The 24,780-nt window shown below is 31.6% G+C and carries 19 protein-coding genes; 13 read left to right on the top strand and 6 right to left on the bottom strand.

Going from position 1 to position 24,780, the window contains the following annotated elements; translation table 11 throughout:
• Positions 1 to 32 precede the first annotated feature (32 nt).
• Positions 33 to 1,655, bottom strand: coding sequence for an ABC-F family ATP-binding cassette domain-containing protein (locus tag EAH69_RS02910; RefSeq protein WP_121933698.1), 1,623 nt, complete (start codon positions 1,653 to 1,655; stop codon positions 33 to 35).
• A 67-nt stretch (positions 1,656 to 1,722) separates the two neighbouring features.
• Between EAH69_RS02910 and smpB the strand changes: the two genes are divergently transcribed.
• Positions 1,723 to 2,175, top strand: coding sequence for an SsrA-binding protein SmpB (gene smpB, locus EAH69_RS02915; RefSeq protein ID WP_121933699.1), 453 nt, complete (start codon positions 1,723 to 1,725; stop codon positions 2,173 to 2,175).
• Positions 2,176 to 2,230: 55 nt separating this feature from the next.
• Entirely contained in the window at positions 2,231 to 3,748 is a 1,518-nt protein-coding gene (locus tag EAH69_RS02920; protein WP_121933700.1) for an OmpA family protein, read from the top strand.
• 132 nt (positions 3,749 to 3,880) lie between these two features.
• Here the strand turns inward: EAH69_RS02920 and EAH69_RS02925 are convergent, their stop codons facing one another.
• A complete protein-coding gene (locus EAH69_RS02925) occupies positions 3,881 to 5,530 on the bottom strand; it encodes an ABC1 kinase family protein (protein ID WP_121933701.1) in 1,650 nt (549 codons plus the stop codon).
• A gap of 240 nt (positions 5,531 to 5,770) precedes the next feature.
• Between EAH69_RS02925 and rpsA the strand changes: the two genes are divergently transcribed.
• The 8 genes from rpsA to EAH69_RS02965 all read left to right on the top strand — a co-directional run bounded on the left by rpsA (position 5,771) and on the right by EAH69_RS02965 (position 15,966).
• Complete coding sequence (gene rpsA, locus EAH69_RS02930; protein WP_121933702.1) at positions 5,771 to 7,576, top strand: 30S ribosomal protein S1; 1,806 nt, start codon at positions 5,771 to 5,773, stop codon at positions 7,574 to 7,576.
• Positions 7,577 to 7,841: 265 nt separating this feature from the next.
• Positions 7,842 to 9,287, top strand: a complete 1,446-nt coding sequence (locus EAH69_RS02935; RefSeq protein WP_147439074.1) for a porin — start codon at positions 7,842 to 7,844, stop codon at positions 9,285 to 9,287.
• Between the two features lie 82 nt (positions 9,288 to 9,369).
• Complete coding sequence (locus EAH69_RS02940; RefSeq protein ID WP_121933704.1) at positions 9,370 to 10,047, top strand: response regulator transcription factor; 678 nt, start codon at positions 9,370 to 9,372, stop codon at positions 10,045 to 10,047.
• Between the two features lies 1 nt (position 10,048).
• Positions 10,049 to 11,308, top strand: coding sequence for a sensor histidine kinase (locus tag EAH69_RS02945; RefSeq protein ID WP_121933705.1), 1,260 nt, complete (start codon positions 10,049 to 10,051; stop codon positions 11,306 to 11,308).
• A 150-nt stretch (positions 11,309 to 11,458) separates the two neighbouring features.
• A complete protein-coding gene (locus EAH69_RS02950) occupies positions 11,459 to 12,880 on the top strand; it encodes a porin (protein ID WP_121933706.1) in 1,422 nt (473 codons plus the stop codon).
• Between the two features lie 32 nt (positions 12,881 to 12,912).
• Positions 12,913 to 14,286 (top strand): MFS transporter, encoded by a 1,374-nt coding sequence (locus tag EAH69_RS02955; RefSeq protein ID WP_121933707.1) that lies wholly within the window; start codon positions 12,913 to 12,915, stop codon positions 14,284 to 14,286.
• Between the two features lie 199 nt (positions 14,287 to 14,485).
• Positions 14,486 to 14,950, top strand: coding sequence for an Lrp/AsnC family transcriptional regulator (locus EAH69_RS02960; RefSeq protein WP_230466692.1), 465 nt, complete (start codon positions 14,486 to 14,488; stop codon positions 14,948 to 14,950).
• Positions 14,951 to 14,961: 11 nt separating this feature from the next.
• On the top strand, positions 14,962 to 15,966 hold the full coding sequence (locus tag EAH69_RS02965; protein WP_121933709.1) for an EamA family transporter: 1,005 nt from the start codon (positions 14,962 to 14,964) through the stop codon (positions 15,964 to 15,966).
• Between the two features lie 85 nt (positions 15,967 to 16,051).
• On the opposite strand, the gene ribB is transcribed toward EAH69_RS02965, so the two are convergent.
• From ribB to EAH69_RS02985, 4 genes are read right to left on the bottom strand one after another with little or no spacing between them, the layout of a single operon-like run.
• Positions 16,052 to 17,179, bottom strand: coding sequence for a 3,4-dihydroxy-2-butanone-4-phosphate synthase (gene ribB / locus EAH69_RS02970; protein WP_121933710.1), 1,128 nt, complete (start codon positions 17,177 to 17,179; stop codon positions 16,052 to 16,054).
• A 12-nt stretch (positions 17,180 to 17,191) separates the two neighbouring features.
• A complete protein-coding gene (locus EAH69_RS02975; RefSeq protein ID WP_121933711.1) occupies positions 17,192 to 18,658 on the bottom strand; it encodes an LptF/LptG family permease in 1,467 nt (488 codons plus the stop codon).
• A gap of 3 nt (positions 18,659 to 18,661) precedes the next feature.
• A complete protein-coding gene (locus tag EAH69_RS02980) occupies positions 18,662 to 19,294 on the bottom strand; it encodes a LolA family protein (RefSeq protein WP_121933859.1) in 633 nt (210 codons plus the stop codon).
• A gap of 17 nt (positions 19,295 to 19,311) precedes the next feature.
• On the bottom strand, positions 19,312 to 21,885 hold the full coding sequence (locus EAH69_RS02985) for a DNA translocase FtsK 4TM domain-containing protein (RefSeq protein WP_121933712.1): 2,574 nt from the start codon (positions 21,883 to 21,885) through the stop codon (positions 19,312 to 19,314).
• Positions 21,886 to 22,016: 131 nt separating this feature from the next.
• Between EAH69_RS02985 and dnaX the strand changes: the two genes are divergently transcribed.
• The 3 genes from dnaX (at position 22,017) to EAH69_RS03000 (ending at position 24,764) form a co-directional block, all read left to right on the top strand.
• Complete coding sequence (gene dnaX / locus EAH69_RS02990) at positions 22,017 to 23,105, top strand: DNA polymerase III subunit gamma/tau (protein WP_121933713.1); 1,089 nt, start codon at positions 22,017 to 22,019, stop codon at positions 23,103 to 23,105.
• A 95-nt stretch (positions 23,106 to 23,200) separates the two neighbouring features.
• Positions 23,201 to 23,746, top strand: a complete 546-nt coding sequence (locus EAH69_RS02995) for a hypothetical protein (RefSeq protein ID WP_121933714.1) — start codon at positions 23,201 to 23,203, stop codon at positions 23,744 to 23,746.
• A 91-nt stretch (positions 23,747 to 23,837) separates the two neighbouring features.
• The gene (locus EAH69_RS03000) at positions 23,838 to 24,764 is read left to right on the top strand and encodes an FKBP-type peptidyl-prolyl cis-trans isomerase (RefSeq protein WP_121933715.1); all 927 of its coding nucleotides are present in this window, start codon (positions 23,838 to 23,840) and stop codon (positions 24,762 to 24,764) included.
• Positions 24,765 to 24,780: the final 16 nt, after the last annotated feature.

Below are 24,780 nucleotides of genomic sequence, written 5' to 3' on the forward strand. Positions count from 1 at the left end.
TAGACTTCATTTATGATAATTTTAGAATTAAATTAAGCGTAGTATTTCGCTTTTAATTCTTTTACTTTTGGATCAGATAAGAATTCATCGTAAGTCATGTAACGATCGATAATTCCGTTTGGAGTTAATTCGATGATACGGTTACATGTTGTTTCAATTAATTCGTGGTCATGAGAACCCATTAAAATTGTTCCTTTAAAGTTAACTAAAGAGTTGTTTAATGCTGTAATCGACTCTAAGTCTAAGTGACCTGTTGGTTCGTCTAATAATAATACGTTAGCACGTAATAACATCATACGAGAGAACATACAACGCATTTTTTCACCTCCTGATAAAACTGAAGATTTCTTTAATGCTTCGTCACCAGAGAATAACATTTTTCCTAAGAAACCACGCATAAACTCTTCATGACGTTCTTCGTCAGATTCAGTATATTGACGTAACCAATCAACTAAGTTGATATCTTCTTTAAAGAAGTTTGTATTGTCTAATGGTAAGTATGCTTGTGTCGTTGTAATACCCCATGCAAATTCACCAGAATCAGCTTGTACATTTCCTGATAAAATTTCGAAGAATTGAGAAACAGCTTTCGAGTTACGAGAGAAAATACCAATTTTATCACCTTTCTTTAAAGTGATGTTCGCATCTTTAAATAACGTTTCACCATCTACAGATGCAGATAAGTTTGTAACTTCTAAAATTTGATCACCAGCTTCACGAGATTGTTCCCAAATAATAGCAGGGTAACGACGAGAAGAAGGTTTGATATCATCAATATTTAATTTCTCGATCATTTTTTTACGAGAAGTAGTTTGTTTTGCTTTAGCAACGTTAGAAGAGAAACGAGCAATGAAATCTTGTAATTCCTTTTTCTTCTCTTCAGCTTTCTTGTTTTGTTGTGCACGTTGTTTCGCAGCTAACTGAGAAGACTCGTACCAGAACGTATAGTTACCTGAGTATAAGTTTAATTTAGAGAAGTCTAAATCACAAATGTGAGTACAAACAGCATCTAAGAAGTGACGGTCGTGAGATACAACGATTACAGTGTTTTCAAAGTTTCCTAAGAAATCCTCTAACCAAGATATCGTATTAACGTCTAATTCATTCGTAGGCTCATCTAAGATTAACACGTCTGGGTTACCAAATAAAGCCTGAGCAATTAAGATACGTACTTTCGCTTTGTTATCTAAATCTCCCATTAAAGTATAATGCATATCAGATTCAATTCCTACATTAGATAATAATGTAGCAGCATCTGATTCTGCATTCCATCCATTCATTTCTTCGTATTGAACACCTAATTCACCAGCTTTGATTCCATCTTCTTCGTTGAAATCTTCCTTAGCGTATAAAGCGTCCATACGTTCTTTAATATCATAAAGAACTTTATTTCCACGTAATACTGTATCTAAAACTGTATATTCGTCGTATTTAAAGTGATTTTGCTCTAAAACAGACATTCTTTTCCCTTTTTCTAAAGAAACATGCCCAGAAGTTGGGTCGATATCTCCAGATAAAATCTTTAAGAATGTAGATTTTCCGGCTCCGTTGGCACCAATAATACCGTAACAGTTGCCATTTGTAAATTTTATATTAACTTCGTCGAAAAGTACACGCTTTCCGAATTGAAGTGATAAATTAGAAACATTTAACATAATTTTTGGTATGATGTTTGTTTTAACATTTCGGCAAAGTTACGAATTTTAATTGGAATAAAATAAAGTGCAAAAGGAAGTTACAATTAAGAACAAACGTGCAAGATTTGAATTTGAACTATTAGATTCATACGATGCCGGTATCCAATTGTTTGGAACTGAAATAAAATCTATAAGAATGGGGAAAGCCTCAATCACCGAAAGTTTCTGTCAAATTAAGGACGGTGAGGTATATATCGTTAACATGTTTATCGATGAATACGATTGGGGAACACATTTTAATCATAAAACTCGACGTGATCGAAAACTTTTATTAAATAAAACTGAAATAAAAAAATTAGAACGAAAAACCAAGGAAACTGGTTTGACAATTGTGCCTACAACCCTTTATGTAAACAATAGAGGATTAGCTAAACTAAGGATTTATTTAGCTCGCGGTAAGAAATTATATGACAAGCGAGAAACAATAAAAGGAAAAGATTTGAAAAGAGATTTGGATAGAATGATAAAGAATTCTTAAATTTGCTTTATAATTACATAAAAATAAATATATTTAAAACGCTAAATATTTGATAATGAAAAAGTTTAATCTATTATTATCTGCGGTGACGTTACTATTAGCTGGTAACTCATTCGTAGACGCTCAGAATTCTAAAAATCCTTGGGCAATTACAGTAGGTGCACACGCGACTGACCACCGTGCAGTACGTGGAGCTTTCGATCACTACTTTGATACTGATAACTGGGATATCGTTCCTCCTTTATCTAAATTATCTGTTATCCGTAATTTAAACAGATCTTTCGATGTTGATTTAACTGCTTCTGTAGGAGAAATTGACAACAAAAGATTAAACATTAACGATGAATTATTCATCAACGCAGGTTTAGGTTTACGTTACAAATTAGCTAACGGATACATCTTAGGAGAAAACTCTTGGTTTGATCCTTACTTAAGAATCGGAGCTGGTTACCACCGTTACGATTACACAGGATTTGCAACTCCTTACAATTCTACAATTGGTGAGTCTGACAATCCTCAAGTAGATGTTTTACGTGAAGACGTAACAGGTGAGAAAAATCACTTCGTATTAAACGGAGGGGTAGGTATCAATTTCTGGATTACTAAAAACTTCGGTTTAAACGTAGCTTCAGATTACAACTGGATTCCAGCTACTAAAACTGATTACTTCGACTTCTTCCAACACACTGTTGGTTTAACTTTCCGTTTCGGAAACAATGATAAAGACGGTGACGGAATTATCGATGACGAAGATGCATGTCCAGAAGTTGCAGGTATCGCTACAAACGATCCAGCTACAAACGGATGTCCAGACGCAGACGGTGACGGAATTCCAGATCACTTAGACGCATGTCCAAACGAATTCGGACCAAAAGAGAACAACGGTTGTCCTTGGCCTGATACTGACGGAGACGGATTAACTGATAATGTTGATGCTTGTCCAGAGGTTGCAGGACCACAAGAAAACAACGGATGTCCTTGGCCAGATACTGATGGTGACGGAATCTTAGATAAAGATGACGCTTGTCCTACTGAAGCAGGTATCGCTACAAACAATCCAGCTACAAACGGATGTCCAGATAGAGACGGTGATGGTGTTGTTGATAAATTAGATGAGTGTCCAGACGTTAAAGGACCAGCTGAAAATAACGGATGTCCTTGGACTGAAGTTCACGTAGCTAAACGTTTATCTTCAATCTTATTCGAGTACAACTCTGATAAAATTGTTGAGTCTTCTTACGATGACGTACGTGTTGCAGCTCAAATCTTAAATTCTGATGATTTAAAAGATAAAAGCTTCTACATCGACGGTCACGCTGATCAAAGAGGTTCTGCTGCTTATAACAAAACTTTATCTTTAAAACGTGCTAAAGCATTAGTTAAAGTTTTAAATGAAAGAGCTGGAGTTGACGCATCTCGTTTAACTGCTCGTGGATTAGGAGAAACTCAATTATTATGTACTGAGGAAACAGAAGAATGTTACCAAAAGAACAGACGTGTTGAGGTTTTACCAAGAACAGCTGTAGTTACTGAAACTAAAGTTGTTAAACCAGCAACTAAAAAGAAAAAATAATTATCAATAGATAATTAATATATTTCAAGGCCTTCTCTTAGAGAAGGCCTTTTTTATTATTAGTTTTTATTAATTTATGGTAATAAAAAAAGGTGAATCATCTGATTCACCTTTGTAATTTATATAGTAGTATTATTTTTTCTTGAAGACGTAATAAAGAATTGCGGTAGCAGTTACTACAGACATAGCATATCCCATCCAAGCCAACAAAGGCATATCTAATACTAAAGGTCTTACTCTTGTGTTAGCTAACATACTTGCACCAATACCAAAAGTTAATGTTAAGATAGCCAAAACAAGTTTATTGATACTAGACTTAAAAATAGATAAGATTAATTTAATTTCAGCAATTTTAAAGTTTAATGCTAATTGATCGTTGTTAATTTTTTCTATTAGTTTTAAAGTGTCTTCAGGAATATCATCAAATAGATCTTTTATATCGCTCAAATTTCTAATTGTTTTTTTAGCAATATTTTGAGGGTATAATTTTTCCTTTGCTAATTTTGCGGCGTAAGGGCGCATTGATTTCTGAACATTAAGATCAGCATCTAATTGTTGACCTATTCCTTCAATTAAAGCAATACCTCGTAACAAGATATAAACATACTCAGGTAAAAGAATATGATTAGTGTTTAAGATGTTATTAAATTTTTTAATGATTACCTGAACTTCAATTGTATCAACAGTATTATATTCTAAGTAATCAAAAATATCCGAGATTTCTCTTTCAAGCTGTTTGTCATCTTCTATGTAATGCTTAACAGCCATCTTTTTTAAGGAACGAACAATTCTTTTGGTGTTCTTTAATCCAAAATTAATAACAACTTCTTCAAGAATTTCTCTTTCACCAACAGTTAGAACACCCATAGAACCGAAATCTATAAAAACAATTTCACCATTTTCTTTGATGAAAATATTTCCTGGATGAGGATCAGCATGAAAAAAGCCATCATCTAATAATTGTTTTAAATAAATGTCAAAACCTTTTTCAACAATTTTTTTAGGCTCAATTTTATTACGACATAATTCAGTAACATCAGTAATTTTAAAACCTTCAATAAATTCCATGCACAAGATATTGTTATTACAATAATCCTCGTAAGTTTTCGGAACGTATACATCTTTGCTATTTTCAAAGTTGCGTCTAAAACGTTCAATATTTTGGAATTCATTAATTAATGAAAGTTCTTTTAGAATCGAGTTTTCAAAACTTTTTTCAATTTCAGAAATAAATAGTTTTTGTAGTCTAATATATTTCTTTTCTAAAAAGAAAACTAAATCACGAATCAATGCTAAATCAGATTCAATTATTTGTTGAATATTTGATCGCTTAACTTTTAAAATTACTTTTTCGCCTGTTATTAAAGTTGCTCGGTAAACTTGTGAAATACTTGCTGCGGCAAACGGAACTTTTTCTATTTCTAAAAAATGATCGTTAATAACAATACCAAATTCCTCTTCTAATCTTCGTTCAATATCGATTGGTTCAGGCGGAACATTATCTTGAAGTTTTTTTAATTCAACAATCAAATCTTCAGGGACTAAATCTTTTCGATTACTTAAAAGCTGACCAAATTTGATGTATGTCGGTCCTAATTCTTCTAAAGCAAGCCTGAAACGTTGGTTGAAGTTTTGATTAAATATTTCTTGAGTATGGCCAGTGTTTAAAAAATCTGGAGTTAATGCTTCAAAATTACTTCTTGAAATAATTTCTTCAAAACCATATTTAGATAGTACACTAACAATTTTAGAGAAGCGTTTAATTTTTTTTAGGCTGTCCATAATAATGAGTTGATTCTTTATAAAGTTACTACAAAATCTTTTCCAAGATTGATAAAACTACCGATTTAGATTATCTTTTTTCAGATTATAGGTGTAAATAATTGAAAATTAATACATATATTTGCACTCGCTAAAATGTGAAAGAAGTCGGCGAACTATTTTAAAGTTAAACATCTCTCGGTCATTTATTTACATTTAATGACTTCTAATAAAACTGATTGAGATACAAAACATATTATTATGTCTACAGAAAATCAAGTAGAAGAGCAAGTAATTGAAACTGCTCAAATCGACGTTACTGCTAACGCAAACGTTGCTCCAGAATCTTTTGACTGGGAATCTTTCGAATCAGGTTTAAACGAAGATGATCGTAAAGAAAAAGCTGAATTAGAGCAAATGTACGATACAACTTTAGAAGACTTAAATGAAAATGAAGTTTTCAAAGGACAAGTTGTTCGTGTTACAGATAAAGAAGCTATTGTTGATATCAACTTCAAATCAGAAGGTGTTATTTCATTAAACGAATTCCGTTACAACTCTGATTTAAAAGTTGGTGATATCGTTGAAGTAATGGTTGATCAACGTGAAGATAAAAACGGTCAGTTAATCTTATCTCACAAAAAAGCTCGTACATTAAATGCATGGGATGCTGTTAATAAAGCACACGATGCTCAAGAAATCGTTAACGGTTACATCAAAGCTCGTACTAAAGGAGGTATGATTGTTGACGTTTTCGGAATCGAAGCTTTCTTACCAGGTTCTCAAATCGATGTTAAACCAATCCGTGATTACGAACAATTCGTAGGAAAAACTATGGAGTTCAAAGTTGTTAAAATCAACCCAGAATTCAAAAACGTAGTAGTTTCTCACAAAGCGTTAATCGAGGCTGATATCGAAGTTCAGAAGAAAGAAATCGTTGCTCAATTAGAGAAAGGACAAGTTTTAGAAGGAGAAGTTAAAAACATTACTTCTTACGGTGTATTCGTAGACTTAGGAGGTGTTGATGGTTTAATCCACATCACTGATTTATCTTGGTCTCGTATCAACCACCCATCTGAAATTTTAGAAGACGGACAAAAAATCAACGTTGTAATCTTAGATTTCGACGAAGATAAGTCTCGTATCCAGTTAGGTATCAAGCAATTAGAAGCTCACCCATGGGATGCTTTAAATGCTGAAGTTAAAGTTGGTGATAAAGTTAAAGGAAAAGTTGTTGTTTTAGCTGACTACGGTGCATTCGTTGAGGTTGCTCCAGGTGTAGAAGGTTTAATCCACGTTTCTGAAATGTCATGGTCAACTCACTTACGTTCTGCTCAAGATTTCGTAAAAGTTGGTGATGAAGTTGAAGCAGTAGTTTTAACTTTAGACAGAGAAGAAAGAAAAATGTCTTTAGGTATCAAACAATTAACTCCAGATCCTTGGACTGATATTACAACTAAATACCCTGTAGGTTCAACTCACAAAGGTAAAGTTCGTAACTTCACAAACTTCGGTGTTTTCGTAGAATTAGAAGAAGGAGTTGATGGATTAATTTACATCTCTGACTTATCTTGGACTAAGAAAATTAAACACCCATCTGAGTTTACTAACGTAGATGATGTTTTAGATGTAGTTGTTTTAGAATTAGACGTTGAAGCTCGTCGTTTATCTTTAGGTCACAAACAATTAACTGAAAATCCATGGGATAAATACGAAGCTAAATACGGTGTAGGAACTATCCACACAGGTGTTGCAGTTGACGTATTTGATAAAGGTGCTACAGTTCAATTTGAAGACCAAGAAGTTGAAGCTTTCGCTCCAGCTCGTACTTTAGATAAAGAAGATGGTTCTCGCGTTAAGAAAGGAGAAGAAACTCAATTCAAAGTGATTGAATTCAACAAAGAATTCCGTCGTGTAGTTGTTTCTCACACAGCTATTTTCCGTGAGGAAGAAGCTAAACAAGCTGAAAAAGTATCTGATAACAATAACAAAATCGAAACTTCTACTTTAGGAGATATCGATTCGTTAGCAGAATTAAAAAAGAAAATGGAAGAAGGAGGAAACTAATTCTTTAACTGAAATTTTTTTAAATAAATTAAGGCTGTCCTTTTAGGGCAGCCTTTTTTATTTTTAATAAAGTTATTAACATTTATAAATTAATATATTCTAATGAAATTTACAGTTTTTACAATTGTTTTAAATGAAATCTAATCAAGATTCAATTTCTTCTAAAAAAGTCATTAATTCTGCTCAATGCTATTTTTGATATGTAATTATGAATAAATCTATAGATTATTTATTTAATATATTTGGCGCTTATTTGGTGTAAAATATGAGGAAAATTTTATTATATACAGGATTGTTGATGCTTTCAGCAAATGTTATAGGGCAAGAAACTAAAGCTTTAAATGATACTGTGATAAAAGAAAATAAAGAGATTATTGAATCAGTAAAGAATACCGAAGGACCGGTTTTTAAACACTCTTTAGGTGATTTAAATATTAAATTAGATGAATCTGGTGAGCGTTATTTAAAGTTTGGATTAAACTCTCAAGTTTGGTTAAGAAGTACTGAGAATAATCCAGGAACTTTAGTAAATGGTGTTGAACAAAAATATACGTACGATGCAGGTTTACGCCGTATGCGTGTAACGATGCAAGCGCAGTTATCGCCGGCTTATCAAATCTATGTGCAGTTAGGAATCAATAATCAATCATTTATTGCTGGTGGTGGTTCAGGAACTGGAGCAAATGGGCAAGGAAAGAAGCCTGCAATCTTTTTTATGGATGCTTATAACGAGTTAGCAATTATTCCTCAAAAAGATTTTAAAACTAAACAAGAAAATAACTTCAATATATATTTAGGAGCAGGTTTGCATGGTTTTAATGGGATTTCTCGTATGAGTAATGCCTCGACCGGAAAAATATTAATGGCAGATTTACCTATTTTTAATTATCCGAATATTGAAAATTCAGATCAATTTGCTCGTCAATTAGGCGTGTTTGTTCGTGGTGAATACGATAAATTTAATTATCGTTTTGCGATAAACAAGCCTTTTGCAACTAATCTTCAACCAAATATTGGTCAAACTGTAGATAATAATCAATCAGGGAAATTAAGTTATTCAGGTTATGTGATGTATAACTTCTTTGATAAAGAATCTGGATCAACTGCTTTTTTACCTGGGTTTTATTTAGGAACGAAAAAAGTAATTAATATTGGTGCAGGTTTTTATTCATCTAAAGATGGAGCATTATCACAATCTGAGGAAGGTCTTTTTAAATCGCATGACCATTCTGTTTTAAGTGCTGATTTTTTTGTCGATTTACCAATAGGGTCAAAGTCTAAAGAAATGGCGATTAATGTTTATTCAGTTTTTTACAGATATAATTTTGGACCTAATTATTTAAGAAATTTAGGTATTATGAATCCCGGTATATTAGATGTTAATTATACGGGAACAGTTGCGATGGAAGGTGTAGGTAACGGAAGAAACTTATTAGGAACCGGTAATCTATGGTTTACACAAGCAGGTTTCTTGTTGCCAAAATTTAGTGAAACTGTAAAACTACAACCATTTGCAGCTTATACTTTAAAGGATTTAGAAGGATTAAATGAAATGGGAAGCTATTTTGATGTTGGGGCAAATTTATTTGTGTTATCACAATCTGCAAAAATAAGTTATCAATATTCTTCTCGACCGTTATATGATCCGGCAGATAGGAAACAATTTGATCGAAAAGGAGAACATATCTTAATGTTTCAGTTATCATTTTAAAATATAAAAACCATTTCTAATTTTAGAAATGGTTTTCTTTTTTTCTGAAAAAGATTAACTTTAAACACAGATTAACCAAAAGATGAAACTACTACTTGTTGAAGATCATAACGAACTAGCGATGAATATCATTAATTTTTTGACGCAAGAAAATTATGTATGCGAATGGGCAACTACTATTGCTCAGGCTGAAGATTTACTTACAATGTTCGATTATGAATGTATATTATTAGATATTACTTTGCCAGATGGTACAGGAATTTCGTTACTTCAGCGTGTAAAAAAAACTTATCCTAATGCGCAAGTCATCATTATTTCGGCTCAAAATTCTTTAGATTATAAAATTTTAGGATTGGATAGCGGAGCGGATGATTATATAACAAAACCATTTCCGTTGCCAGAATTACATTCGAGAATTAAAGCAGTTATGCGCAGAAGTCAAAAAGATCAAATAAGTGATATTTTAACTTTTAATGAGATTTCGATTGATATGCAATCAATGGAATGTAAAGTGAATGGTGTGATTCTTAATCTAACTAAAAAAGAACTGAATTTATTGGTTTACTTCATTAATAATAAAAATAGAGTGCTTTCGCGTCAAGCAATAGCAATACATCTTTGGGGAGATTATACTTATAACCTTGATAATGTTGATTTTATTTATCAACATTTAAAGAATTTACGTCGTAAAATCAGTGAAGCTGGCGGAACTGATTATGTACAAACGGTTTATGGGTTAGGTTATAAATGGGCAGTATAAAATGCGACTGAGCGAAAAATTAACGAAATATTTTACCATTATCGTTTTCTTTTCGATGACGTTTGGGTTTATTATATTCTTTTTCGCGATAGAGCGTGCAACGACACAATCTGCTATCGGAAAGTTAGAAAACTTAAATAAAGTTGTAGAAAATAAACTTCGTACACAATCTATTGAACAGATCCAAAATGTACATCCACACGTAAAAATCCAGATTTTATCTGTTGCAGAAAATAATTTAATAGATGAAGTGATTCGTGAAGGGAATTACGAATGGAACGATATGTTACAAACAATGGTTAATCATGTGTCTGTAACAACTTATCCTTTTGTTGGAAAAACTCATTATGCTATACAAAGTCAGATTAGTTTAACGATTATTGATGATGAATTTTTTGTAGGAATTATAATGGTTGTAGCTTGGATTTTTGTCTTCGTTATTATTACAATTATCTTTTTTGGTGAGTTAATTACTCGGAAATTATATACGCCATTTTATCATCTTTTAGATGAAATGAAACGATTTGATGTTCGTGAAAATCACGAATTGAAATTGGTTCAGACAAATATTAAAGAATTAAATAACTTAAATGAGTTATTTGTAAAAACTTCATCTCAATCAGTTCAACATTACGAAGCATTGAAAGAATTTACACAAAATCTTTCGCACGAGCTTCAAACTCCAATAGCTAATATTAAGGGAAAAATAGAGTTGATGTTGAATTCTGAATTAACAGAAGAGCAAATGTTTTCGTTAAGTAAAATGTATGATGAATTGAATAAAGTTTCGGCTATAAATCGTTCATTGGTCTTATTAATGAGCTTGGATCATCATGAAATTACAGATGAAAAAATAAATCTTTCTGAGTTGATCAAAGAGATTGTTTCAGAACAAGAAGATATGATTGTGATGAATAGTGTATCAATTACATTTGATATTCAAGCGAATGTTTTTATAAAATTAAATCCATTATTAGCTCAAATAGCTTTTTCTAATCTAATAAGTAATGCAAATCGTCATAATATTCCGAGTGGAGAAATCTCGATAGTCTTAAATCAATCAGGCTTTAAAATTACTAATACTGGAAGTGAACAAGAATTTACAAATGAAACTATTTTTCAGCGTTTTAAAAAAGGTAAATACAATTCAGAGTCTATTGGTATTGGCCTTGCATTAGTAAAAAAGATTTTAACGTTATATAATTTTGATATTATTTATGACTTTGAAGGAAATACTCATTCTTTTTCGATTAAATTTTAGTGATTTAAACATATAAACAATTGTATATTAAAGTTTTATAAAATTTCAAACTTTCTTCATAAAAACTTCAAATTTTCTTCAAAATTCGATTGTTATTTAGTGGTGTAAATAATACACAATTTTACAAATAACACTACTATCAATTAACAGATGAAGAAAAGTTTATTTATTTTCACTTTATTATTTTCAGGTTTTGTATCTGCACAAGATACAATTCAGCCTAATGAAGTGATTGTAACAGAACAGTCAAATGAATCAAAAAATCATTTCAAAAATTCGTTAGGAGAAATTAAATTTAATTTAGACGAATCTGGTGAAAAGAATCTGAAATTTGGATTGTCAAGTCAAATTTGGTTTCGTGCAATAGAGAATAATCCAGGTACTTTGGTAAATAATGTACCACAAGAGACAACTTTTGATGCCGGTATTCGTCGTATGCGTATTTCTATGAATGCGCAATTATCCCATGCTTATTCAATCGTTTTACAATTAGGGATTAACAATCAATCTTTTATTTCGGGAGGTGGAACAGGTACTGGAGCCAATGGACAAGGTAAAAAACCACAATTATTTTTTATGGATGCTTATAACGAGTTATCGATAATTCCACGAGTTGATCGTTTAACTAAAAAAGCAAATAAAAACCATTTATATGTAGGGGCTGGATTGCATGGTTGGGCTGGAGTTTCTCGTATGACAAATGCGAGTACAACGAAGTTGTTAACGGCAGATTTACCAGTTTTTAATTTCCCAAATATTGAGGTTTCAGATCAATTTTCTCGTCAAATAGGACTTTTTGCACATGGCGAGTTGAATAAATTTAATTATCGTGTTTCTGTAAATAAACCTTTTGCGACGAATAAAATTCCAACAATTGGTCAAACGGTAGAGAATAATCAATCAGGAAAATTATCTTTTGCAGGTTACGGAATGTATCAGTTTTTAGATAAAGAAATGACTGCAACTTCTTTCTTGGCTGGAACATATTTAGGTTCTAAAAAAGTATTCAATTTAGGAGCAGGTTTTTATGCGACTAAAGAAGCAACTTTATCTCAACCAGAAGTTGATGTTTTTCAATCGCATGATCAATTTATTTTAGGAGCAGATGCTTTTTTAGATTTACCAGTTGGACCAAAATCAAAAGAAATGTCAATGAGCTTCTATTCTGTATTCTATAAATATGATTTTGGACCAAATTATTTAAGAACAAGTGGTTTGATGAATCCAGGTAGTGCCGATCCAGATTTTCAAGGTCAAGTTGCTTTAGATGGTTTTGGAAATAATAAATTTTTGATGGGAACCGGAAATATGTGGTATACACAAGCAGGTTTCGTTTTGCCAAAATTTAGCGAAGTTGTAAAAGTGCAACCATTTGCATCATATGCTTTAAAAGATTTAGAAGGATTGAATGAAATAGGACATTTTTATGATATCGGAGCTAATTTATTTATTCTTGCTCAGAATGCTAAAGTTGCTTATCAATATTCATCAAGGCCTTTATTTGATAAAGAATCTAAAGAAGTTTTTACTCGTAGAGGAGAACATTTACTTACGTTACAAATTGCATTATAATAAAAATTAACCCCACACAAATAAACACTACAATGTCAGAAACTATACACACAAAAACAGTTGTTGACCAGGAATCCAAAAAAGTGATTGCTGGGAAAAAAAATACTAAAGCTGATTCAGAATTGACAGTTAAAGATCGTGTAAAAGCAATTATCGGTGGATCAATCGGAAACTTAGTTGAGTGGTACGATTGGTACGCTTATGCAGCTTTTGCAATCTATTTTTCATCTTCATTTTTTCCTACTGGAGATCAAACAGCGCAGTTGTTAAATACTGCCGGAATATTTGCAGTAGGATTTTTAATGCGTCCGATTGGTGGTTGGTTATTTGGAACAATTGCCGATAAAGTTGGACGAAAAAGAGCAATGACATTATCTGTTTTATTAATGTCTTTTGGTTCATTATTAATCGCATTGACGCCAACATACGCAACAATTGGTGTTTTAGCGCCAGCATTATTGTTAATTGCACGTTTATTACAAGGGCTAAGTGTAGGAGGAGAATACGGAGTTTCTGCTACATATTTATCAGAAATGGCAACAGCAGACCGACGCGGATTTTATTCATCTTTCCAATATGTAACATTAATTGGTGGTCAGTTAATTGCTTTAGGAATTTTATTAATCTTACAGAATTTTGTTTTGACAGATGATGAATTATCTGCTTGGGGATGGAGAATTCCTTTTGTAATTGGTGCAATCTTATCAGTTATCGCTTTATACTTAAGAAAGAATTTACACGAAACTGAAGCTTTCGAAAAAAATAATGACACTGCTGATAAAAAGGAAGAAAATGGTTCTATTAAGTTATTGTTACAACATCCAAAAGCAATTTTAACTGTAGTTGGATTAACAATGGGAGGGACTTTAGCTTTTAATACGTATACAACATATATGCAAAAGTTTTTAGTAAATACTGTAAACTTAACAAAAGAAGAATCAACATTTATCTCATTTTTATCTTTATTAATCTTTGCGATGTTACAACCAGTATTTGGTTTGTTATCCGATAAAATAGGTCGTCGTCCATTATTATTAGCGTTCGGAGTTTTAGGAACAATTTTTACAGTTCCTTTATTAACGGGATTGGCAAACGTAACAACAATGTGGGGAGCTTTCGCTTTCTTAATGGTTGCTTTAATTATTGTTTCGGGATATACATCTATTAATGCAGTTGTAAAAGCTGAATTATTTCCTGCTGAAATTCGTGCCTTAGGAGTTGGTTTACCATACGCTTTAACGGTATGTATTTTCGGTGGTTCTGCAGAGTATATCGCATTATTATTCAAACAAAACAATATAGAGCATTATTTCTACTGGTACATTACAGGTTGTATCGCCTTTTCATTAGTTGTTTATTTCTTTATGAAAGACACAAAAGAACACTCTATGTTGAACAAAGACTAGGACTTATATAATTTAAATACTATTGATTGTTTTATTATTGATAAAGCTGGGCCAAACTTGGTTCAGCTTTATTTTTTTTACTGAAATTTTACTAAATGATTCTGTGTTTAATTTATATAAATGAATTTTATTCGAAAATAAAATATAAATATCGAATATTATACATATTATTTGTACTTTTGCACCCAATATGAACAAAATAGAAATCAATTTAGATAATACCGATCTAAAGATCATGCGAATGATGCAAGAGAATGCTCGTATCAATAATGCTGATATCGCAAGGGAGCTTGGAATGGCTCCGTCTGGTATTTTAGAAAGAGTTAAGAAATTAGAACAAAAAAAAGTGATTCTTTCTTATCATGCTAAGATAAACCCTCTGGCGATTGGACAAAAATTATTATCGTTTATTTTTATCAAAACTACTGATATTATCGGTGACGAAACTGTAGGTAAGCTTTTAGCTGAAATTCCTGAGGTTTTAGAAGTCCATGATATTGCTGGTGATGATGGTTATTTGATAAAAGTTAGAACTGCCGATTCGGAAGGATTAGTAGAGTTAATGAGAACTTCGTTAAGTAAAATTAGTGGGATTACATCGACAAGAACAACAATTGTATTACAAACGATAAAAGAAGTTCCTACGATTGTAATTCCAGAATAAAACAATAAAAAATGTCAACAAAATCTGAACACTCTACCTACCTAATATTGTTCGCTTATTTTGTTATTTATGTAGTTTGGGGATCTACTTACTTTTTTATACATAAAGCTTTAGAAGGGTTTTCTCCATTCGTTCTTGGATCACTTCGTTTTATTGCTGCGTCAATTATATTAATGATGTATTGTAAAATGAAGGGATATAAATTATGGAATAAACGAATTATTAAGCAAACAGCTTTTATTGGTTTTCTATTACTGTTTGTAGATATGGCTGCAATTATTTGGGTCGAACAATTTATTGCAAGTGGTATTGTAGCAATTATGGCTGCAGCTGCGGCAATCTGGTTTATTATTTTTGATAAACCAAAATGGAAACAAAATTTTTCATCTTTACCAACTGTTGTTGGATTGATTTTAGGTTTTATAGGTGTTATTTTACTTTTTGCAGAGCAAATAATGGTAACATCTGACACAAGTTCTAAATCTTTGAAAATTATTGGAATGATAGTTTTAATTATCGGTTCAATAGCTTGGACTTTGGGATCATTATACTCTAAATACGTAGTGGAAAAAGAGGAGAACCAAGGCGAAGATTTACATATTATGGTAAAAACAGCGTGGCAAATGATAACAGCTGGGTTAGCCTTTAATTTTGTAGCATTATTTAATGGTGAGTATAGTAGTTTTGATATTACTGCAGTAACGATAGAGAATTGGGGAGCGTTAATTTATCTAATCACTTTCGGTTCAATATTAGCATTTAGTTGCTACTTGTGGTTAATACAGATTAGACCAGCTACAGAAGTGTCAACTTATGCATATGTTAATCCGATTGTAGCGGTTGCCTTAAGTTATTTCTTTACAGATGATGTAATTACTGAATTACAGATTACGGGATTATTCGTAGTGTTATTCAGTGTGTTATTAATGAATTGGAATCTTTACAGAGACTCAAAATATATTAGGAAATTATTTAAACCAAAACATTCAAAGAAGCGTTTAAGTAATATACACTAAATAAATTATGATTTTTTTATTAATGAAGAAACCCTACTTATTATGATGATAAGTAGGGTTTTTGTTTTATAGAAATTTTAGTTTCTTATAATTTTGTGCATTCAACAATTTCTAAACCATACTGAGTTGTGTGTGGTTTTTCGTCAGCATTACGCGTAATTACATTCATTTTAGTGATACCTAAATCTTTAATGATTTGTGAACCAATTCCATGGTTTTTCTCATCTTCTGGTAAAACACCAGATTCAATTAATCCTCCTGAAAATGCTTTGAATGCTTCTAATTTAGATTGAACTAAATCTGCATTCTGAATATTGTTAATAAAGATAATTACACCTTTACCAGCTTCCTCAATAATCTTAGCAGTTTTCTCTAATAATGGAGTTTCACCGTTTTGTAAGGCTGAAAATAAATCGTAGTAATTATTTGTAGATTTTACTCGAACTGGAACAACATCATCTTTCGTCCATTCACCTTTTGTTAAAGCAAAGTGTACTTGATCATTTGTTGTTTGTTGGTATGCAATTAAGTTAAATTCTCCGAATCTAGTTTTAGCTGTAAATTCTTCGATACGCTTAACTAATGATTCGTTTTCTAATCTATAAGCGATTAAATCTTCGATAGAAATTATTTTTAAATCGAATTTTTTTGCAATTTCTAAAAGTTCAGGTAAACGTGCCATTTCACCATCATCTTTTAAAATTTCAACGATACAACCTGCCGGATAATGCCCAGCCATACGAGCTAAATCTACTGCAGCTTCTGTATGTCCCATACGAACTAAAACACCACCGTCTTTAGAAATTAAAGGGAAAATGTGTCCTGGACGACCTAATTCATCTGGATCGATATTATCATCGATTAAAGCTTGTATTGTTTTTGAACGATCCGAAGCCGAAATACCAGTTGTACAACCATGTCCTTGTAAATCTACAGATACTGTAAAATTTGTTTCGTATATAGCTGTATTATGCCCAACCATTAAGTCTAAACCTAATTTCTTACAACGATCTTGCGTTAATGGCGCACAAACTAATCCGCGACCATGTGTTGCCATAAAGTTGATAACCTCTGGTGTAGCAGATTGCGCTGTACATAAGAAATCACCTTCGTTTTCACGATCTTCATCATCAACAACGATAATTACTTTACCTTGTTTTAAATCTTCTAGTGCTTCTTCAATTGTGTTCAATTGAGATGATCTTGTGCTCATTTTTTTTATACTTTATTGGTAGCGGGAATGTTCTTCCGTGATTTGTTTCTTTTTTCTAAACTTATTAGCAAAGTTTATGATAGGATCGATGTATTTTGACGAATCAAATAATCCTGAATCGTTATTTGCTTTTATACAAAATACAATTGCAAAAGGTAGTGCAATAAAGTTTGCAATCCATGCAGCTACAAACGGAACTATTTTTCCATTTTTAGCCATGTTTTCAGCTGTAAAATTGATAACGAAATATACAACGAAAATAATTATCGATATAATTACTGGCATACCAATACCTCCTTTTTTAACGATAGATCCTAATGGAGCACCAATTAAAAAGAAGATGATACAAGTTACAGCATATGATAAGTTACGGTAGTAATGTAAATTTACTTTTGAGTAATATTTATCGTTTTGCTTTAACTGTTCTACAAGGTAACCCGAGTTTTCTTTGTCGCGTTGTACATTTTGAATGGCTTGTAAATAAATACGATCTTGATCTTGTGGATTAAATTGATCAATTTCTACTACAGGAGCTAAGTTAGCTGAATCTACTTTCTGAAATTCTTTAGAATAAAAATAAGTATTATCAAATGCTTTTTGTTGCTCTGTTTTATATAGCTCGGTGTATGATGTTGTTAATGTGTCTATCATTTTAGATAAATCACCACCATTTAAAAATTTAAAATGATCTCCGACCTGATTATTCTCTCCGTTTTTCTCTATTAATTCAGAAATATCAAAGTAATAATTTAAAGTATCAAACTTAGTCGTTTGATTTTCTTGTCTTTGGCGTTCTAATATATTTTTACCTTGTATATTATCTGTGTAGGCAATACCATTAAATAATTCAAGTTTTAAATATCTATTATCTTCCTTATCAGCTTTTAAAATTCCGTTTTTAGCTAAAATAGTCATTGTATTTTCACCGAAACCTGCATTCTGATGAACGAAGATATCTTCTAAAAACTCACTATTTTCACCTGTTACTTTATTAATTTTTAACTGAAAGTTAGGAATAGATTCGTTAAAAACTCCTTCCTTAATTTGCATGGTAGGTTTAGTCTGTAGTATAGAAAATGCCAAATTTTTTGCTTTTCTCTGAGAAAGAGGCATTACTCGATCTCCGAAAAAGTATAGACCGACTGACATTAAAAGTACTAAACCAAAAATAGGAGCAATGATGCGTACAAGAGAAATTCCTGACGCTTTCATTGCTGCTAATTCATATCGTTCACCAAAACCTCCAAAGGTCATAATAGACCCAAGTAAGATGGTTAATGGTAAAACTAATTGTATAACGTTTATACCTAAGTATAATAATAATTCGACGATGGTATACCATTCTAATCCTTTACCAATAAATTTTTCCATTTCTTGCCAAGCAAATTGAACAATGAAGATGAAAAATAAGATACTGAAAATGAAAAAAAATGGTCCTAAAAAGGTTTTAAGGATATATCCGTCAAGCTTTTTAAACATTGATTATAATTGAGTAATAATATAGCCTTTTGACTTATATTTCTTTTGGTCAAAGTTAAAGTAATCTTTGTGAATAATTAAATTTTCTAAGTAATCTTTTACAGTAATCGTTGTTTTTGAGCCATCTTTTCCAAATTCTTGGTACGAATAAATCTGGTTGTTTTTTGCATTAACACCTAAAATACTATGTTTAACTGTAGCGTTTTGAGTAGTAGGAGTTAATTTGATGAACTGAATTGATTGTCCACCAATTGTTTGCTTTTTATCTAAACTGTAGTGATATCCTGTTTTGTACGAGTTAAGTACCTTTGTAGGTGTTAAGAAATCATCTGTATTACTTGCGTTAGAAATAACTACTTCTTGATCTTCTTTAGAAATAGTATATAATTTTTTAGCATCAAAAATTTGATTTACATCATCTACATTTAAATTGAATTTTTGTTTTGCAGAATAGACTTCACCTGATTTTTTTTGTGAATTTCCTTTATTCTGATGTTCAAAATCAAATTTGATATAATACGACTGCGCATTTTGGTATTTATTATGCACTTTGTCTAACCATTGTTTTGCTGTTTGTGCATTTACCATTCCAACCCCTACTAATAAGAGTATGAAACTAAAAAGAATTTTTTTCATACAATTTGACATTTTTGTTAATTTAAATTATTCAACAACTGTTCCAAACTAACCTCGTCTGTAACTAAAACTTGTCTTGCTTTACTTCCTTCAAAAGGGCCTACAATCCCAGCAGCCTCTAACTGATCGATTAAACGTCCAGCTCTGTTGTATCCTAATTTTAATTTTCTCTGTAATAATGAGGCTGATCCTTGTTGTGCAATTACAATTAATCGAGCAGCATCGTTAAATAATACATCACGATCTGATAAATCTATACTCAAAGGAGAAGATTCGTTTTCGCCAACATATTCTGGTAGATGCATTGCATCTGGATAACCTCTTTGTTCTCCAATAAATTCTGTAATATCATCTACTTCTGGCGTATCAACAAAAGCACATTGTAAACGTACTAATTCGTTTCCAGTTGTAAATAACATATCACCTTTACCAATTAATTGGTCGGCTCCTGGAGAATCTAAAATTGTACGAGAATCGATTTTAGAAGTTACACGGAAAGCAACACGACCAGGGAAATTGGCTTTAATTGTACCTGTAATTACGTTTACAGATGGACGCTGTGTTGCAATAATTAAGTGGATACCTACGGCACGTGCTAATTGTGCTAAACGAGCAATTGGTAATTCGACTTCTTTACCAGCAGTCATAATTAAATCAGCAAACTCATCTACAATTAATACGATATATGGTAAAAACTTGTGTCCGTTTTCTGGATTTAATTTACGTTCTTTAAATTTAACATTGTATTCTTTAATGTTACGAACGTAAGCATTTTTTAATAATTCATAACGCTCGTCCATTTCAATACATAAAGAATTTAAAGTGTTAATAACTTTAGCATTATCAGTAATAATTGCTTCTTCAGCATCTGGTAGCTTAGCTAAGAAATGTCTTTCGATTTTAGAATATAAAGTTAATTCAACTTTCTTAGGATCAACCATTACGAATTTTAATTCAGAAGGATGTTTCTTATAAATTAAAGAAGTAATAATCGCATTTAAACCAACAGATTTACCTTGTCCTGTTGCACCGGCCATTAATAAGTGAGGCATCTTTGCTAAATCGGCAACAAATGTTTCGTTTGTAATCGTTTTACCAAAGGCAATAGGTAATTCCATATCTGCATTTTGGAATTTAGCAGATGCTAAAACAGATTGCATAGAAACCATAGATGGATTACTGTTTGGAACCTCAATACCAATAGTTCCTTTACCAGGAATTGGAGCTATAATACGAATACCTAATGCAGCTAAACTTAAGGCAATATCGTCTTCTAAGTTTTTAATTTTAGAAATACGAACACCTGCTTTTGGTACAATTTCGTATAAAGTTACAGTTGGACCAATTGTCGCAGTAATAGATTGAATTTCGATTCCGTAATTTCTTAAGGTTTCTAAAATTCTATTTTTATTTTGCTCTAACTCTTTTTGATCGATCGTTGCATTTGCTCCAGATTCATATTTCTTTAATAAATTTAAATGTGGAAATTGATAATTAGGTAACTCTTGACGTTGGTCGTATTTACCTTGTTTAGCAACTAATCTTGCTGCGGTTTCTTCAACTGTTTCTTCCTCAGGAATTCTTTCTATTTTTAATTCTAAACCATCAGTAGAAATTGGTTCAATTTCAACCATTTCTTCTTCTTTAGGAATTTCGAAAGTGAAATCATTATTTTCAATACTTTCAATTTCTTCTTCTACTGCATCTGTAATGTTTACTATTTCAGGTTCTTCTATATCTAAAACAAAAGCATCTTCTGGTGACTGAGGTTCTATTACTTGAGCAGCGGCTTCTAATTCAGCTTCTTTTAAAGCAATTTCTTCTAATTCTTTAATTTGCTGTTGTTGTTCAGCTTCTATATTAAATTGATTGATTAAATCTTCTTCTTTTTTAGTTCTTTTTTCTAAATCCTCTAAACGTTTACGTTCAGCTTCTTCAGCTTCTTCTTTTTTACGTTGTTCTAATAGAATTTTTTCTTCATCTATTCTTTTTTGTTCTTCAGCCTCTAATTCTAATCTAATTTTTTCTGCACGTTTTTCTTTCCATTCAAGAAAAGTTTCATACGTAAGATTGTAACGGAAAGTTAAGTATATAATTAATGAAACTAATAATAATACACCTACACCGATTTTTCCGATGAAACTATTAAGGAAGTCATTTACTTCAAACCCCATTACACCAGAAAATTGTGGATGATCTGGATAGATAAATCCTACAAATATTGGAATCCAAATTAAAAAGAAAATGATTTTAGATAAAAAGCTAAATGGTTTAAATATTTTTTTACCTGTAATGATTTTTGCACTTAATATGAATAAGAAAAATGGTAAGAAAAAAGCTGCAATACCAATACCATAATGAATGAAGATTTCTCCCAATAAAGCACCAAATTTTCCAAATATGTTTTGAGCGACAACATCGCGATCTGCCATATTCGAAATTTGACTTTGGTCTTCAAATCCATTGAAATAAAATGAACCAAATGATAGAAGTAATATAAGTCCTAAAAATGCAACTACTGCAAAAATTGCATTTATATATTGTTTGGATTTATTTTTCTTTGGTTCTACTTGTGTATTTTTTATAGCCATTTTCTATTATAGTGTATGAGTTTGCAAAAATATAAAACTTTAAAGTAGACTTATTGTAAAAATCAGTAAATTTTACTTTCTAAAATTATATTTTTTATTCGAGAATTAAAACTATTATATTTGCCTTACATATGGAAAACTTTGTAGTCTCAGCTCGTAAATATCGCCCGTTAGAATTTTCAGATGTCGTAGGACAATCTGCAATTACAAATACTTTAGAACAAGCGATAGAGAGTAGTCAAATCCCACAAGCTTTATTATTTTGCGGACCACGTGGAGTTGGTAAAACAACTTGTGCACGTATTTTAGCACGTAAAATAAACGAAGAAAATGGAGTAGACGGAGATAATGATTTTACATTTAATATTTTTGAATTAGATGCAGCATCAAACAATTCAGTAGATGATATAAGAAGTTTAATAGACCAAGTTCGTATTGTACCACAGGTAGGAAAATACCGTGTTTATATTATTGATGAGGTACATATGTTATCAACAGCTGCTTTTAATACTTTTCTTAAAACATTAGAAGAACCACCAGCGCACGCAATTTTTATATTAGCGACTACAGAAAAACATAAAATTATACCAACGATTTTATCTCGTTGTCAGATTTATGATTTCAAACGAATTTCGGTTGAAGATATAAAAGGTCATTTAGTAAATGTAGCAACAAAAGAAGCTGTTACTTATGAAGATGATGCTTTACATTTAATCGCTCAAAAAGCAGATGGAGCTTTACGTGATTCGCTTTCTATCTTTGATAGAATGACAACCTTCACAAATAAAAATTTAACTTTAGATGCAGTTGCAGAAAACTTAAATGTATTAGATTATGAATATTATTTTAAAATGACTGATGCATTTTTAGATAATGATATTCCTGAAGCTATGCTTCAATTCAATACAATTTTAAATAAAGGTTTTGATGCGCACTTGTTCATTACAGGGTTAGGATCTCATTTCCGTGATCTTTTAATGGCAAAAACGGCAAATACAGTTCAATTATTAGAAGTTGGCGAACGAACAAAAACTAAATATGTAGAACATGCACAAAAATGTACAAGTGTTTTCTTATTTGGTGCGATAGAAATCTGTAATCATGCAGATATCAATTACAAGACAAGTAAAAATCCAAGATTAACTGTTGAAATTGCTTTAATGCAACTTGCTTCTTTAACTGCAGAAGAGCAAGGGCTTAAAAAAAAAAATATAGGATAGTTCCACCTTCGTTTTATTTAACGGAAGATGCTAAACAACAAGCTAATCAAAATAAGGTTGTTGCAAATACTGTTTCTGTCAATCAAAATCAAGGAGTGCCATCTCCTAGAAGGACTCCAGTCCCGACTGAATTAGTAGAAAATCAGCATAAAAGAGCATCAAAACCTCTTGGTTCATCTAATGGATCTGCATTTAGTCTAAAAAATGTCATCAATGAATCTAATGAAAAATTAGAAGCCGCAGATGAGATTTTAAGAGATGATTTACCTCGTGATAATTATACATTAGAACAAGTTGAAGGTTACTGGAATAAGTTCTTAGATCGCTTAAAAATAGAACACAGCATACCTGCTTATAACGCTCTAGCGACAACAACCATCAATTTATTAGAGAATAATGTAATACAGTTAGAATTTATTTCTGCATCATCAGAAGCCGAATTCGAAATTTATAAAAGTAGAATTTTGAATGGTTTGAGAGGTGCAATTAATAATTTCTATTTTACAATTGATGTAAAACAGTCTGAAGCAGAGGCGAAAAGCCATATTTTAACAACTAAACAAAAGTTTGAAGCGTTTGTTGAAAAGAATCCAACAATTCTGAAATTAAAAGAAGAGTTTGGTTTAGATTTATACGAATAGTTAAGAACTATAAAAAGTTATTGTAAAACGCTCAATAAAAAGTGATTTTACCAAATTATTTTGTAAACTTGCATAGTTAAATACAGATATAATGAAAAAAATTCTTGTAGGAATTTTCGTTGTTGCATCATTAGTTTCATGTAACAAAGGAAAAACTGTAGAAAAATTAGATAACGACGATCAAAAAGCATCTTACGCTTTCGGAGTTGGTTTAGGTGAAGGAGTTAAACAAATGTCTGCTCGTTTAGTTGAATCTGATAGTATCGATTACGCTCAATTAGAGAAAGGTTTAAAAGATTATTTAAACGGATCTACAGGGAGAGAGTCTTACTCTATTGGTCAACAAATGGGACAACAGATTGAAACTGTTATCAACCAACAACAATTAGATCAGTTAGACAAAGACATCATCGTACAAGGTATTATGGATGTAGTGCGTCACAAAAAATTATTAATTACTCAGGAAGCTGGTATGGGATTCTTAGACACTTACGCTCAGAATCACATGAAAAATACAGCTAAGAAAAATGCTGAGGAATCTAAAAAATTAGTTGAAGCTAAGAAAGGAGGTAAAGCTAAAGCGACTGCTTCTGGGTTAGTTTACGAAGTAGTTAAAGAGGGAACAGGTGCAAAACCAAATGCTAACTCTATTGTAAAAGTAAAATACACAGGAAAATTATTATCTGATGGTAAAGTTTTCGATTCTACTGATAAAAACAATAAAGGTGAAGCTGTTGAATTCCCATTAAACGCTGTAATCCCAGGATGGTCTGAAGGTTTACAATTAATGTCTAAAGGTGGAGTTTACAAATTCTACATTCCAGCTGAATTAGGATACGGTGAAAACGGTGCGCCAGGAGGACAAATTGGACCAAACCAAGCTTTAGAATTTGAAGTTGAATTAGTAGACTTTAAAGAAGGTGAAGCTGCTCCAGCTCCATCACAAGGTGGTTTAAGCGAAGAGCAATTAAAAGAGTTACAAAAGCAATTTGAAGCTCAAGCTCAACAAGGAAAATAATCCAAATTGAATATAA

The organism is Faecalibacter macacae (genome assembly GCF_003687725.1).
GTDB lineage: Bacteria > Bacteroidota > Bacteroidia > Flavobacteriales > Weeksellaceae > Empedobacter > Empedobacter macacae.